Annotated in this window: 11 protein-coding genes; 5 read left to right on the forward strand and 6 right to left on the reverse strand. The window is 53.6% G+C overall.

The features are described 5' to 3' along the window. Positions 1–42 precede the first annotated feature (42 nt). Positions 43–690, forward strand: coding sequence for an MBL fold metallo-hydrolase (locus AB2B48_RS01680; RefSeq protein WP_123651307.1), 648 nt, complete (start codon positions 43–45; stop codon positions 688–690). A gap of 82 nt (positions 691–772) precedes the next feature. On the opposite strand, the gene AB2B48_RS01685 is transcribed toward AB2B48_RS01680, so the two are convergent. From AB2B48_RS01685 to pncB, 4 genes are all read right to left on the reverse strand, one after another. Then, complete coding sequence (locus AB2B48_RS01685; RefSeq protein WP_185666552.1) at positions 773–1,963, reverse strand: amino acid aminotransferase; 1,191 nt, start codon at positions 1,961–1,963, stop codon at positions 773–775. A gap of 184 nt (positions 1,964–2,147) precedes the next feature. Further along, complete coding sequence (locus AB2B48_RS01690; protein ID WP_368300625.1) at positions 2,148–3,263, reverse strand: porin; 1,116 nt, start codon at positions 3,261–3,263, stop codon at positions 2,148–2,150. Positions 3,264–3,871: 608 nt separating this feature from the next. Further along, entirely contained in the window at positions 3,872–5,272 is a 1,401-nt protein-coding gene (gene asnS, locus AB2B48_RS01695) for an asparagine--tRNA ligase (RefSeq protein ID WP_185666551.1), read from the reverse strand. Between the two features lie 167 nt (positions 5,273–5,439). After that, entirely contained in the window at positions 5,440–6,642 is a 1,203-nt protein-coding gene (gene pncB, locus AB2B48_RS01700; RefSeq protein WP_368300626.1) for a nicotinate phosphoribosyltransferase, read from the reverse strand. A gap of 264 nt (positions 6,643–6,906) precedes the next feature. Here pncB and pepN point away from each other — a divergent pair, with 264 nt between their 5' ends. Then, a complete protein-coding gene (gene pepN / locus AB2B48_RS01705; protein WP_185666549.1) occupies positions 6,907–9,519 on the forward strand; it encodes an aminopeptidase N in 2,613 nt (870 codons plus the stop codon). 132 nt (positions 9,520–9,651) lie between these two features. Here the strand turns inward: pepN and ssuE are convergent, their stop codons facing one another. After that, entirely contained in the window at positions 9,652–10,227 is a 576-nt protein-coding gene (gene ssuE, locus AB2B48_RS01710) for an NADPH-dependent FMN reductase (protein ID WP_220441004.1), read from the reverse strand. Between the two features lie 251 nt (positions 10,228–10,478). Between ssuE and pyrD the strand changes: the two genes are divergently transcribed. Both pyrD and zapC read left to right on the forward strand, forming a co-directional pair. Continuing rightward, positions 10,479–11,489: a quinone-dependent dihydroorotate dehydrogenase gene (gene pyrD / locus AB2B48_RS01715; protein ID WP_368300627.1), complete on the forward strand. Its 1,011-nt coding sequence runs from the start codon at positions 10,479–10,481 to the stop codon at positions 11,487–11,489. A 164-nt stretch (positions 11,490–11,653) separates the two neighbouring features. Further along, positions 11,654–12,196 (forward strand): cell division protein ZapC, encoded by a 543-nt coding sequence (gene zapC / locus AB2B48_RS01720; RefSeq protein WP_368300628.1) that lies wholly within the window; start codon positions 11,654–11,656, stop codon positions 12,194–12,196. Here zapC and AB2B48_RS01725 read toward each other — a convergent pair. Next, a complete protein-coding gene (locus tag AB2B48_RS01725) occupies positions 12,193–13,302 on the reverse strand; it encodes a YcbX family protein (protein ID WP_368300629.1) in 1,110 nt (369 codons plus the stop codon). The genes zapC and AB2B48_RS01725 overlap by 4 nt on opposite strands. Positions 13,303–13,400: 98 nt before the next feature. Here AB2B48_RS01725 and rlmKL point away from each other — a divergent pair, with 98 nt between their 5' ends. Then, on the forward strand, positions 13,401–15,506 hold the full coding sequence (gene rlmKL / locus AB2B48_RS01730; RefSeq protein ID WP_368300630.1) for a bifunctional 23S rRNA (guanine(2069)-N(7))-methyltransferase RlmK/23S rRNA (guanine(2445)-N(2))-methyltransferase RlmL: 2,106 nt from the start codon (positions 13,401–13,403) through the stop codon (positions 15,504–15,506). The last annotated feature ends 10 nt before the right edge of the window (positions 15,507–15,516 follow it).

The following is a 15,516-nucleotide window of genomic DNA, read 5'->3' on the forward strand; positions in this document are numbered from 1 at the left end:
CGCTGATGTGTCTGAACGGTGCTGAGTATAAACAGGAGCAGCATGAATTATCGTATTATTCCGGTCACTGCGTTCGCGCAGAACTGTTCGTTGATCTGGTGTGAGCAAACTAAACTGGCGGCGCTGGTCGATCCAGGTGGTGATGCTGAGACCATTAAACAGAAGGTTGCCGAGGCTGGCGTGACGTTGCAGCAAATTTTGCTGACCCATGGTCATCTTGATCATGTGGGTGCGGCGGCGGAACTGGCACAGCACTACGGTGTGCCGGTGATTGGGCCGGAAAAAGAAGACGAGTTCTGGTTGCAGGGCCTGCCGGCACAAAGCCGGATGTTTGGTCTGGATGACTGCCAGCCGCTGACGCCGGATCGCTGGCTAAATGAAGGCGATACCGTCAGCGTGGGCAACGTGAAGCTGCAGGTGCTGCACTGCCCAGGTCACACGCCAGGTCATGTGGTCTTCTTTGATAATGATGCGCGGTTGCTGATTTCCGGCGACGTGCTGTTTAAAGGCGGCGTAGGGCGCAGTGATTTCCCGCGCGGTGACCACGCGCAGCTGATTGACGCTATCAAGCGCAAGCTGCTGCCGCTTGGTGACGACGTGAAGTTTATTGCCGGGCATGGGCCGATGTCGACGATTGGCTATGAACGTCAGCATAACCCGTTCCTGCAGGATGAACTTCCCGTCTGGTAAGAAAACAAAAAAGGCCGCTGATGCGGCCTTTTTATGTCCACCCGGAGTCGGCGCTACGCACCTCGTCCGGGCTACTCGCATATTACAGCACGGCGACGATAGCTTCGCACAGCGGCGCCATGTTGTCTGGGGTCATCCCGGCAACGTTAATGCGACCGGAGGCCACGGCATAAACGCCAAACTCTTCACGCAGACGTAGAACCTGTTCTTTGGTCAGGCCGCTGAAGGAGAACATACCGTTCTGTTTGGTGATAAAGCTGAAGTCACGGTTAGCCCCTTTTTCCTGCAGCGTATTCACAAACAGCAGACGCATGCGCTGGATGCGCTGACGCATATCGGTCAGTTCTTGTTCCCAGATAGCACGCAGAGCGTCGTTGCTAAGGATAGTCGCTACGACAGATGCACCGTGTGCCGGTGGGTTAGAATAGTTGGCGCGGATAACGGCTTTCATCTGGCTGAAGGCGCGGTCGGCAGTATCGGCGTCGGCGGTCACCAGCGTACAGGCACCCACACGCTCGTTGTAGAGGCCAAAGTTTTTGGAGAAAGAGCTCGCCACAATCAGCTCTTTGTGCAGTGCAGCAAAGGCACGCAGGCCTTCCGCATCTTCTTCCAGACCGCGGGCGAAGCCCTGGTACGCGAAGTCAAACAGCGGCAGCCAGCCTTTCTCAACGGAAAGCTGTGCCAGCTGTTGCCACTGCTCAAGCGTAGGGTCAATGCCGGTAGGGTTATGGCAGCAGCCGTGGAACAGCACCACGTCACCCGACTGGGCGTCGTTCAGGCTCGCCAGCAGCGCGTCGAAGTCCAGCGCGTGCTTTTCAGCGCTGTAGTAGTTGTATTCACGTACTTCGAGGCCCGCAGCACCAAAGACGCTTTTGTGGTTCGGCCAGCTTGGATTGCTGACCCAAACGCGCTTCACGTCGGTGTTTTTAGCAAGGAAGTCCGCCGCGACGCGCAGAGCGCCGGTGCCGCCAGGAGTTTGCGCGGTGCGAGCACGCTTATCGCTAACGATAGGGCTACCTTTGCCAAACAGCAGTTCCTGCGTGCAGCGACCGAATTCAGGAATACCATCAATGCCGAGATAGTTTTTGGTGGTCTCATTTTCCAGCAGATACTGTTCAGCTTTTTTTACGCTGGTCAGAACCGGAGTCTTACCGGTTTCATCTTTATATACACCAATCCCGAGATTGATTTTACCCGGGCGGTCGTCGGCGCGAAACAGATCGGCCAGGCCCAGAATTGGGTCGGCAGGGGCGGCTGTAATGTTCTCAAACATGACGAGGTTCCATTTATTAGTTCGGGGGAAATCCGCTATCAGGTTAACGGCAGATTTACAAAATGCCAACCGTTAGAGACTAAAAGCGCGAAGGTTTTCAAAAGTTACGATCTTCATCTTAGGAACGTAAAAAAGCAGGACCGAAGTCCTGCTTTATAGGCATATAACGAGGAGGGTATGCTGATTAGAACTGATAAGTTGCCATCAGTGCCATCATGTCGTCGTTGCCGTTGATACCGCCAACTTCTTTGGTGTAAGCGTCGTTTTTGTTCAACAGGTTGAAGTAGTAGTCGACGGCTACGTTGAAGTTTTTGTTGAAGTAGTAAGTTGCACCCAACTGGATGAACTTAGCCAGGTCTGCATCGCCACCAGCGAAGGTGCCTTCAGGCGCCAGGTCTTTACCTTTGGTCTGAACGTAGGAGATTGCTGGACGCAGGCCGAAGTCGAACTGGTACTGAGCCACGATTTCGAAGTTCTGGGTTTTGTTAGCAAAGCCCGCATCGCCGTCAGGTCCGGTACGAGTCAGGTTGCGGGTTTCAGCGTAGGTGGTTGCCAGGTAGATGTTGTTCGCGTCGTATTTAGCACCAATACCCCATGCTTCCGCGTTGTTGCCTACGTTGCCATTTGGGTCATTGTACTTCTGGTTACCGGTACGACCAGAGTTGCTGTAAGAACCGATCAGGCCGAAACCTTCGCCGAAATCATAGCCCAGGGAGTAACCAACGCCTTCGCCGTTAGCAGTGTTAACATCCTTACCGTCGTTTTTGCCCTGATACTGGATGCCCAGGCTCAGGCCATCAACCAGACCGAAGAAATCGCTGTTGCGGTAGGTCAGCAGACCGGTACCACGGCTGGTCATGTAGTTGTCAACGTGGCCGCCGCCCCAGGTCATACCGGAGAAGGATGGCGCCATATCGGTGTAAGAAGCAACGTCGTACACGATACCGTAGTTACGGCCGTAGCTGATGCTGCCAGCGTCGCCCGCTTTCAGGCCAGCGAAGGCCAGACGGTTTTTGTTAGAAGCTGCGGTGCCTTCAGGGCCGTTTGCCATGAAGCGGTATTCCCACTGACCAAAACCAACCAGTTGGTCGTTGATCTGAGTTTCACCTTTGAAGCCCAGCTGAGCGTAGGTGCCGTCAGAGTTGCTGGTGTCGCCGCTGGTGGTGAAGTCACGCTCAGCGTTCACTTTACCGTACAGATCCAGCTTGTTGCCGTCTTTGTTATAGATTTCGGCCGCGTTTGCTGCGCCAGCTACCAGCAGGGCAGGGATTACCACTGCCAGGATATTACGCTTCATCATTATTTATTACCCTCATTAGGTTTTTTTTATAGACACTCGCCACTGCCGCCAATTACCTCCGTCAATAAAAATTTACGGAACTATTGATGATAGTTTGGTGTCTTTATGTGTCTGAGAGGCATCTTTCCATTCCAAACGCGCTTTAGCCACTCTGAAAATGCTACAAGCATCAAGAATGCGTAACCAAAAGCAATAATGTGTAACATTGTGTTAATTTTAAGGAACTTTGTGAACTATCTCAAAATTCTGAGATAGGTGCGGGTTAATTGAACGACCACTTATCTATCAATATGAATTTCTTATCTTTTATTTGTATAACGCCTTTTCTTATCGCTAATACCCAAGAGCCAAACTTTTATCTATGACCTTTTTCAGCCATCCGGATAGCCGTGTGTTTGTTCAAAAAATATGCTAAGGCAGTAGTGAAATCTGATCCGTAAACATACTGTGGTTATTTTTTGTACTTAATTATTGCGGCGAAATGTGCTGTAACAAAGGTCGGAGGGGAGGGGGTTGATGTTTAAGTTTGTTAAATTAAAAAAAGATTTCTTTACGCTGGCGGGCAAAAAAAGGCCAGCGCTGAGGCTGGCCTTGAAGAAGCGATAAACTTAGAAGGTAGCGTTACGCGGTGTTCTTGGGAACGGGATCACGTCACGGACGTTCTGCACGCCGGTAACGTAAGCGATCAGACGTTCGAAGCCCAGACCAAAACCGGAATGTGGCACGGTGCCGTAACGACGCAGATCGCGATACCACCAGTAGTCTTCTTTATTAAGACCCATTTCCGCCATACGCGCATCCAGAACGTCCAGACGCTCTTCACGCTGGGAGCCGCCGATGATTTCACCAATGCCCGGCGCCAGAACGTCCATTGCGGCAACGGTTTTACCATCTTCGTTAAGACGCATATAGAACGCCTTGATCTCTTTCGGATAGTTTTTCACAACGACCGGCGCTTTGAAGTGTTCTTCGGCCAGGTAGCGTTCGTGTTCAGAAGAGAGATCCACGCCCCAGTAAACTGGGTTTTCGAACTGCTTGCCGCAGTTTTCCAGGATGGTAACGGCGTCGGTGTAATCGACCTGCGCGAAATCAGCGGTCACGAAACGTTCCAGACGATCGATAGCATCTTTATCTACGCGCTCAGCGAAGAACTTCATGTCGTCCGCGCGTTCGGTCAGCACGGCTTTGAAGACGTACTTCAGCATGGCTTCTGCCAGACGGGCGTTATCTTCCAGATCGGCAAACGCCACTTCGGGTTCCAGCATCCAGAACTCCGCCAGGTGACGGCTGGTGTTGGAGTTTTCAGCGCGGAAGGTTGGGCCGAAGGTGTAGATTTTCGACAGCGCACAGGCATAGGTTTCGCCGTTCAACTGGCCGGAAACGGTCAGGAAGGCTTCTTTGCCGAAGAAATCTTTGTCGTAATCGACTTTGCCCTGATCGTTGCGCGGCAGGTTTTCCATATCCAGCGTGGAAACGCGGAACATTTCACCAGCACCTTCGGTATCGGAAGCAGTAATCAACGGGGTAGAAACCCAGAAGAAACCCTGTTCGTCGAAGAAACGATGCAGCGCCTGCGCCAGCGTATGACGTACGCGTGCAACCGCACCAATCAGGTTGGTACGTGGACGCATGTGCGCCACTTCACGCAGATACTCGATGCTGTGGCGTTTTGCCGCCATCGGGTAGGTGTCGGGATCTTCAACCCAGCCGGTCACTTCAATGCTGGAAGCCTGAATTTCAAAACTCTGGCCCTGACCCTGAGAGGCGACGATCTTGCCGGTGACAATCACGGAGCAGCCGGTGGTCAGACGCAGCACTTCCTGATTGTAATTGGGCAGAGAATTATTAATAACGGCCTGTACAGGATCAAAGCAGGAACCGTCATAGACGGCGAGGAAGGAAAAGCCAGCTTTTGAATCTCGGCGGGTACGTACCCAGCCGCGCACGGTGACTTCGCTGTCAACGGCTACGCGGCCCTGGAGTACGTCGGCTACAGGCACAACGCTCATAATAGTCTCTCTATTCGTAGTCCAATAAAAAAATCGTTTTCCCCGGAACGGCGGGGGATATCTATGTTACCTGTCATCTTCTATCAGACAAGCAGAATTAGCATGGAGAAGGGGTGTTTTCAGAAATAATTAAATAAGAAGGGAGCCATAACGGCTCCCTTTGGTGATTAACTCGCCTTTTTGATCTGCGGAAGATCAAATGCTTTACGTAAAGCGCGAACAAACGCTTTATCGTGACAGATAGTTTTACCCGGACTATCGGAGAGTTTTGCCACCGGCTTACCGTTACACTCAACCAGCTTGATAACGATATTCAGCGGCTTCACCTGTGGAATATCGCAGGTTAAACGCGTACCGATACCGAAGCTCAAATTAATGCGCGATGAGAAGTGACGATATAGCTCAACGGCTTTGGTTAAGTCGAGATTATCGGAGAACACCAGCACTTTACTCAGCGGGTCGATGCCCAGCTTTTTATAGTGGTTAATGGCTTTCTCGCCCCATTCAAACGGGTCGCCCGAGTCATGGCGCAATCCCTGGTAGCGGGTAGCAAATTCCGAACCAAAATCACGCAGGAAGGCATCCATGGTGATGCAGTCGGTCAACGCAATGCCGAGCTGTTCTGGATATTCTTCGAGCCAGGCGGCCAACGCGGCACGTTGGCTGGTGGCAAGGTCAGGGCTAATTTGCTGATGTGCCTGGAACCATTCGTGCGCCTGCGTTCCCATTGGGGTTAACGACAGACGGCGCGCCAGATCGTAATTGCTGGTGCCGGTAAACCAGGGTTCCTGCTGCAGGCGGCTAACAATCGCCTCCTGTACTTCGCGGGAAAAGCGGCGGCGGGTACCAAAATCCATCAGCTTGAAGGCGGACATGTCAATGTCGGCGGTCAACTGATTAAAGTCGACCAGCTTACGCTCCAGCATGTCCAGCGCCTGCGGCACACCGTTTTCCGGCGAACGGTAGCGATGAACCAGCTCGCTAATTACCGCCAGCAGCGGAACTTCCCACATGATGACTTCGCGCCACGGGCCTTCAAGGCGAATATTGAGCTTGCCGTTATCGTTGGTGACGGTGACCTGCTGCGGGTCGTAGCGAAAATCACGCAGCCAGTTCAGGTAATCTTGTTTAAAGAAAGGAAGGCCGGATAGCCAGTGGTACTCGTCATCCTGCAGGGTGAGTGAACGCATGGCTTCGACTTGTTCGCGAATAGCGTCAGCATAAATGCCCAGCAGATCGTCCCCACGGCAGCGGAATTCAGCCGCTACGTTTACGTCATAGTAGTGGTGAAACACGGCCTGCTGCATATGCAGTTTGTAGGCATCTGTGTCTAGCAGCGAGTGCAGCACAGGAGAAGCGAATTGTGTCATGGTGCGCAGTAGCATCCTCTCACAGGAGCGTTTAGTACAATAAACAACAGGGGAGAATCGCTGGAGTATACCTTGTTTATCGATTTATTGAACCCCGATCACACCATAAGGCACGAAGAGTCACCATGGCGTTTTGTGCGTTATGTTAAGTAAATGTATCATTTTTCCCTATTTGACTGGAAAAGATGAAGATTCTGCGTAGCGCGTTTAACACAACAGGAATAGACTGGAGGTGACATTTACAAAAGATGCTAAAGGTTTTTTATGACACAACAGCCCCAAGCCAAGTACCGCCACGACTATCGTGCGCCGGACTACCTGATTAGTGATATTGACCTGGCCTTTGACCTGGATGCCGCAAAAACCATCGTGACCGCGGAAAGCCAGGTTTCCCGCCACGCAGCGTCTGATGTACCGCTACGTCTGAACGGTGAAGATTTAACCCTGATCTCTCTTCACGTTAACGGCGAGCCGTGGGACAACTATAAAGAAGAAGAGAACTATCTGGTTATTGCGGGTCTGCCAGAACGTTTCACCCTGAAGATTGTGAATGAAATCAGCCCAGCGGCGAATACCGCGTTAGAGGGGCTGTATCAGTCTGGCGAAGCGCTCTGCACCCAGTGTGAAGCTGAAGGCTTCCGCCACATTACCTGGTATCTTGATCGCCCGGATGTGCTGGCCCGCTTCACCACTAAAATTACCGCTGATAAAACTAAATACCCGTTCCTGCTCTCTAACGGCAACCGCATTGCCGAGGGCGAACTGGAAAATGGTCGCCACTGGGTGCAGTGGCAGGATCCGTTCCCGAAACCTTGCTACCTGTTTGCGCTGGTCGCCGGTGATTTCGACGTACTGCGTGATACCTTCAAAACTCGCTCCGGCCGCGAAGTCGCGCTGGAGCTGTTCGTTGACCGCGGCAACCTGGACCGCGCGCCGTGGGCGATGACCTCGCTGAAAAACTCCATGAAGTGGGACGAAGATCGTTTCGGCCTGGAGTACGACCTCGACATTTATATGATTGTTGCCGTCGACTTCTTCAATATGGGCGCGATGGAGAACAAAGGGCTGAACGTCTTTAACTCCAAATACGTGCTGGCCCGTACCGATACCGCGACGGATAAAGACTATCTCGACATCGAGCGCGTGATTGGCCACGAATACTTCCATAACTGGACCGGTAACCGCGTTACCTGCCGTGACTGGTTCCAGTTGAGCCTGAAAGAGGGCTTAACCGTTTTCCGTGACCAGGAATTCAGCTCGGATTTAGGCTCGCGCGCTGTGAACCGCATCAGCAACGTGCGCACCATGCGCGGCCTGCAGTTTGCCGAAGACGCCAGTCCGATGGCGCACCCGATCCGCCCGGATAAAGTTATTGAAATGAATAACTTCTATACCTTAACGGTGTACGAGAAAGGGGCGGAAGTTATCCGCATGCTGCACACTCTGCTGGGCGAAACCAACTTCCAGAAAGGGATGCAGCTGTACTTCGAACGTCATGACGGCAGCGCCGCGACCTGCGATGATTTTGTGCAGGCGATGGAAGATGCGTCCAACGTTGACCTGTCCCATTTCCGCCGCTGGTATAGCCAGGCCGGTACGCCAATCGTCAGCGTACACGACGACTATAACCCGGAAACCGAGCAGTACACCCTGACCATTCGTCAGCGTACGCCGGCGACCGCCGAGCAGGATGAAAAATTCCCGCTGCACATTCCATTCGACATCGAGCTTTACGATAACGAAGGCAAGGTGATCCCGCTGCAGAAAGACGGGCATCCGGTGCATCACGTGCTGAACGTGACCCAGGCGGAGCAGACCTTTGTTTTCGATAACGTCTACTTCCAGCCGGTTCCGTCCCTGCTGCGCGAGTTCTCGGCGCCGGTGAAGCTGGAATATAAATGGAGCGATCAGCAACTGACGTTCCTGATGCGTCACGCGCGAAATGACTTCTCCCGCTGGGACGCGGCGCAAAGCCTGCTGGCAACCTATATCAAGCTGAACGTTGCGCGTCATCAGCAGGGTCAACCGCTGTCGCTGCCGGTCCACGTGGCCGATGCGTTCCGCGCGATCCTGCTGGATGAGCACATCGACCCGGCGCTGGCGGCTGAGATCCTGACGCTACCGTCAGCCAGCGAAATCGCTGAGCTGTTCGAGATTATCGATCCTATTGCCATTGCCGCGGTGCGTGAAGCGCTGACCCGTACGCTGGCGACGGAACTGGCCGATGAATGTCTGGCGATTTATAACGCCAACAAACTCGACAGCTACCGCGTAGAACATGCCGACATTGGTAAACGCTCGCTGCGTAATACCTGTCTGCGCTATCTGGCATTTGGTGATCGTGAGCTTGGCGATAAGCTGGTGAGCGATCAGTACCATCATGCCGATAACATGACCGATGCGCTGGCGGCGTTGTCCGCAGCGGTTGCGGCTGAACTGCCGTGCCGTGACGCGCTGATGCAGGAATATGATGACAAATGGCATCATGACGGTCTGGTGATGGATAAATGGCTGATTCTACAGGCAACCAGCCCGGCGGACGACGTGCTGGCAACGGTACGTAAGCTGCTGAACCACCGTTCATTCAGCATGAATAACCCGAACCGTATTCGCTCGCTGATTGGCGCCTTTGCCGGCAGCAACCCGGCGGCGTTCCATGCGGCAGACGGCAGCGGCTATCAGTTCCTGGTGGAAATGCTCACCATACTGAACAGCAAAAACCCGCAGGTGGCTTCTCGTCTGATTGAGCCGCTGATCCGCCTGAAACGCTACGATGCGAAGCGTCAGGCGTTAATGCGTGCCGCGCTGGAGCAACTGAAAGGGCTGGAAAATCTTTCTGGCGACTTGTACGAGAAGATTGCTAAAGCCTTAGCTTAACCAGTAGCCCGGACGAGGCGCGAGCCGACTCCGGGGGGGCTTGGTGACAATCCCGGCGTCGCGTTGCTCGGCCGGGCTACATTATATATAAGCAAAAACGCCGTAGGTTTTTTCCCTACGGCGTTTTTTTTATCAAACATGTTCGGTAAGTCGCGCGGAACTTAACGTGGGAACCTGAATGTCCCGCCGATGCAGCGCCTGCCAGAATGTCTCCAGCGCGCTGTCCAGTCGGGTGTGCAGATTTGGGCTGAACTGCGGCTTATGCTGATAATCGGTCACCTGGCTATCGTCGGCAAACACACCCTGCAGGATCTCCTGGGCCTTCAACGCATTCAACACCGGCTTTAAGGCGTAATCCACCGCCAGCATATGCGCCACCGTACCGCCGGTTGCCAGTGGCAGCACCACTTTGCCTTCCAGCGCACGCTCGGGCAACAGATCCAGCAGCGCTTTTAATGCGCCAGCGAATGATGCCTTGTAGACCGGCGTGGCGATAATCAGGCCGTCGGCGTGAGCTAACTGCTCGGTCAAGGTTTGCAGCGCCGGACTGTCAAAGCGAGCGTGAAACAGATCTTCGGGGTCGAAGTTCTGTAGATGCCAATGGAAAACTTCAACGTCGGCGGCAGAGAGTTTCTCCCGGGCATACTCCAGCAGGGCGCTGGAGCGAGAAGGAAAACGAGGGCTGCCTGCTAAAGTAATGACGCGCATGGTCTCTCCTTATAACTAAAAACAAACATTAATCTAAAATTGATAACATTTGCATCAGTGTGTCAGAGAGGAAACTGCGGGCGAAATACTTTTTCTGATGATGGATTACCAGAAAATGCATATGCGGAGTGCAGGAGAGGTTGAATGGAAGGAAAACGATTGCGCTTTTTTTGCCGTAGGTCAATTCCATTTCTGAGCGTTATCGCACATAATACGCCCCCGGTTTGCACACCGGGAATCCAGGAGAGTTCATGTACTATCCCTTCGTTCGTAAAGCACTTTTTCAGCTCGATCCAGAGCGCGCTCATGAATTAACGTTTCAACAATTACGTCGCGTCACCGGCACCCCGCTGGAAGCACTCGTGCGTCAAAAAGTGCCGGAAAAACCGGTCACCTGCATGGGGCTGACGTTTAAAAATCCACTGGGTCTGGCCGCCGGTCTGGATAAAGACGGCGAATGTATCGACGCCTTAGGGGCGATGGGTTTCGGTTCCATTGAGATTGGTACCGTCACGCCGCGTCCGCAACCGGGTAACGACAAGCCGCGCTTGTTCCGTCTGGTCGATGCCGAAGGGTTGATCAACCGTATGGGCTTCAATAACCATGGCGTTGATAACCTGGTCGAGAACGTAAAAAAAGCGCATTTCGACGGAATTCTGGGGATTAATATCGGCAAAAATAAAGATACCCCGGTTGAGCAGGGCAAAGATGACTATCTGATTTGTATGGAAAAAATCTACGCCTATGCCGGTTATATTGCGATTAATATCTCCTCGCCAAATACCCCTGGGCTGCGTACGCTGCAATATGGTGATGCGTTAGACGATCTCCTTTCCGGTATTAAAAATAAGCAATCTGAACTCGAACAAAAGCACCATAAATATGTTCCAGTGGCGGTGAAGATCGCTCCGGATCTTTCTCATGAAGAGTTGATCCAGGTGGCCGACAGTTTAGTCCGCCATAATATTGATGGGGTGATTGCTACCAATACCACATTGGATCGTTCTCTGGTTCAGGGGATGAAAAATTGCGATGAAATGGGAGGCTTAAGCGGTCGTCCATTACAATTAAAAAGCACCGAAATTATTCGTATGCTGTCAGCCGAATTAAAAGGTCAATTACCGATAATTGGCGTTGGCGGTATCGACTCGGTGATTGCGGCGCGTGAAAAGATGACAGCTGGCGCGTCTCTGGTGCAGATCTATTCCGGGTTTATTTTTAAAGGCCCGCCGCTGATTAAAGAAATCGTTACCCACATCTAGTATTTTTCCTGATAATGTGATCCAGGGCTTTATTTCCGGCCCTGGTTGCATTATATTCCCGTATTGTTGCTTATTTAAACATATTGGTCTTTTATTATTTAAGGCTAAGTAACGCAACGGAAGAAAGGGCAATGCATTGGATGCGAATATGACGGGGGAGTAAAATGCGAATTAAACCTGATGATAACTGGCGTTGGTATTACGATGAAGAGCACGATCGTATGATGCTCGATTTAGCCAATGGTATGTTGTTTCGTTCGCGTTTTGCTCGCCGGATGTTAACCCCCGATGCTTTTGCGCCTACCGGGTTCTGCGTTGACGATGCTGCGCTTTATTTCTCTTTTGAAGAGAAATGCCGCGATCTCGTACTGTCAAAAGAGCATCGCGCTGAGCTCATTCTTAATGCGCTGGTGGCTATCCGCTTCCTGAAACCGCAGATGCCGAAAAGCTGGCACTTCCGCGCTCACGAAGAGAGCTGGTCTCCGGTAACCGGTGATGCGGCGGCCGTGTGGCTGAGCGACGATGACAGCCAGGTGAATTTGCTGGTGGTAGAGCCGGGCGATAATGCAGCCCTGTGCCTGCTGGCCCAGCCGGGTCTGGTATTGGCTGGGCGCACTATGCAGCTTGGCGACCCTATCAAGGTGATGAACGACAGGCTGCAACCTCAGCCGGGGCTGGGCGGTTACAGCCTGGAGCAGGCGGTTTAAAGCTTCAGCTTTAGCGCTGTTTTCGGTACGCAGCTACAGCTGAGAATCGTACCATCGTTGGCTATCGCACTCTTTTTCAGCGGACTGACTTCACCGTCCAACAGCGTCACGCGGCAGCTGCCGCAGATACCTGCGCGGCAGGAGTAGGGGACACGAATGCCCTGCTGCTCCAGCTGTTCCAATAAAATCTGCTGATTATTCCCGGTAAAACGACTGCCTTCCCAGTCAATTTCTACGAGTGCATCCTGCTGTGTTTGCGGAGCCAGCGCTTCGTCAGCTTTCCCCGCACCGTACACGATGGCCGGGCCGGTGGTGAGAATTTCCACTTCATCACCCACGCGAACCACGCCGCTATTGCGGGCGATCAGGTTCTGACCGAAATCCACGTCGCCGTTGGCAGGGTTGGTGCGAAACGACTGTAGCGTGCTCAGCGGTTCAGCCGCCGGATGCTTTTGCCCTTTTTCCGGGCTGATGGTCGTAAAGATGCAGCGGCTGCAAGGCTTCACGACATCGAAGACCACGTCGCCAATACGCAGCGTTTTCCAGCTATCTTCTTCCCAGGCTTGCGCCCCGGTCACCACCAGGTTAGGGCGGAACTGCTCCATACGAACGCTGGCGCGGCAGCGCTGCTGTAGGTCGCGCAGCGAGGCTTCGTTGGTCAGCAAGAACGGAAAACCATCGGCGAATGAGAGCGGCACCGCGTCGTGACGCTTAACACGGCGGGTAAGATCATCACCCAGCCAGCGAAGCTGGACATCGCGCTTAAAGAATGGCGTCAGCCACTGATTGATAGCGTCGGGTGCGATACGCGAGGTAAAATGGTTGCCCCATACTTCGGTTGGCGACGGCTGACCGACGAAATCCACAAAACGGACTAACGCACTGCTGCCGTCGGGCGCGGTGAGGTGTAAACCATCGTGAAGGACCGCAGGGGTAAAACGCACCATCGCCGGGAACTGCCGGGCGGTAATAAAGGTGCCATCAGGCTCGGTGATCATGAAAATGCGGTCAAATGCCATCCCGCTAATATCGGCAAAGGCGTGCGTAAGCCCGATGCCGCGCATGGATTTCACCGGATGTATAAAAAGCCGCGATAATGTAGCCACAACGCTGTCCCTGAGTCGAAAATAAGCCTTTAACTTTATGACATGGGGCGCAGATTGGCTATAATGCGCAACAATTTTCTGCGAGTAAAAGTGACGATATGAATTCTCTGTTTGCCAGTACGGCCCGTGGGCTGGAAGAGCTGTTAAAAACTGAACTGGAAGGCCTGGGCGCCCAAGAGTGCCAGATTGCCCAGGGCGGCGTCCATTTCCAGGGCGACACGCAGCTTCTGTACAAAAGCCTGATGTGGAGTCGTCTGGCTTCGCGCATTATGATGCCGCTGGGAGAATGTAGCGTCTGGAGCGATCTCGATCTTTATCTCGGCGTGCAGGCTATCGACTGGACTTCGATCTTCACCCCGGATGCCACCTTTGCGGTGAGCTTCGGCGGTCTGAACGATAGCATTCGTAACAGCCAGTACGGTGCGTTGAAGGTAAAAGATGCGATCGTCGATGCCTTTACGCGTAAAAATCTGCCGCGTCCTAACGTCGATCGTGAAAATCCGGATCTGCGTATTAACGTCCGTCTCAACAAAGAGACCGCCTATATTTCTCTCGATCTGAGTGGCGAAGGCCTGCACCTGCGCGGCTATCGCGATCGTACCGGTATGGCGCCAATCAAAGAGAACCTGGCGGCGGCTATCGTCATGCGTTCCGGCTGGGTGCCGGGTACGCCGCTGCTCGACCCTATGTGTGGTTCCGGCACGCTGCTGATTGAAGCGGCGATGTGGGCTACCGACCGTGCGCCGGGGCTACACCGCGGCCACTGGGGCTTCAGCGGCTGGGCGCAGCATGACGATGCCGTGTGGAAAGAAGTGAAAGCCGATGCGCAGACCCGCGCCCGTGCTGGCCTTGCCGCCTATGAATCCCGCTTCTTTGGCTCTGACGTCGACAGCCGCGTGGTTGAGCTGGCGCGCAGCAACGCCCGTCGCGCCGGTATTGGCGAACTTATCACCTTTGAGGTGAAAGATGTAGCGCAGCTGACCAACCCGCTGCCGAAAGGTCCTTACGGTACCGTTATCAGCAACCCGCCGTACGGCGAGCGTCTGGAAAGCGAACCGGCGTTGATAGCAATGCACAGCCTGCTCGGCCGCAATATGAAAAACCAGTTTGGCGGCTGGAACCTGTCGCTGTTTAGCGCCTCTCCGGAGCTGTTAAGCTGCCTGCAGCTGCGCGCCGAGCGTCAGTTTAAAGCGAAAAACGGCCCGCTGGACTGCGTACAGAAAAACTATCACCTGGCTGAAACCACCGGTGAGAAACCTGCCTCGCTGGCGGAAGATTACGCTAACCGTCTGCGTAAGAATCTGAAGAAATATGAGAAGTGGGCGAAACAGGAAGGGATCGAATGCTACCGCCTGTACGATGCCGACCTGCCGGAATATAACGTGGCCGTTGACCGCTACGCCGATTGGGTGGTGGTGCAGGAGTATGCGCCGCCGAAAACCGTTGATGCCAACAAAGCGCGTCAGCGTCTGTTTGATATTATCGCGGCGACTATTGCCGTGCTCGGTATTGCACCGAACAAGCTGGTGCTGAAAACCCGTGAGCGTCAGAAGGGCAAAAACCAGTATCAGAAGATGAACGAGAAGGGCGACTTCATGGAGGTAAGCGAATACAACGCGCGCCTGTGGGTCAACCTCACCGATTATCTCGACACCGGCCTGTTCCTCGACCACCGTATCGCCCGCCGTATGCTGGGTGAAATGAGCAAGGGCAAAGACTTCCTGAACCTGTTCTCCTATACCGGCAGTGCCAGCGTGCACGCCGGTCTGGGCGGCGCACGTTCGACCACCACCGTGGATATGTCGCGTACCTATCTGGAGTGGGCGGAACGTAACCTGCGCCTTAACGGCTTAACCGGCCGCGCGCATCGCCTGATGCAGGCGGACGTGCTGGCATGGCTGCGCGATACCGACGAACAGTTCGATGTGATCTTTATCGATCCGCCAACCTTCTCGAACTCCAAACGTATGGAAGATGCGTTTGACGTTCAGCGCGATCACCTGCGTCTGATGAAAGATCTGAAGCGTCTGCTGCGTAAAGGCGGCACCATCATGTTCTCCAACAACAAACGCGGTTTCCGTATGGACCACGACGGCCTGGCTGAACTGGGACTGAAAGCACAAGATATTACCCAAAAAACACAGTCTCAGGATTTCGCCCGTAACCGTCAGATCCACAACTGCTGGCTGATTACCGCAGCCTGAAAGGAATAAA

The sequence above is a fragment of the Kluyvera sichuanensis genome (assembly GCF_040930405.1).
Taxonomy (GTDB): Bacteria; Pseudomonadota; Gammaproteobacteria; order Enterobacterales; family Enterobacteriaceae; genus Kluyvera; species Kluyvera sichuanensis.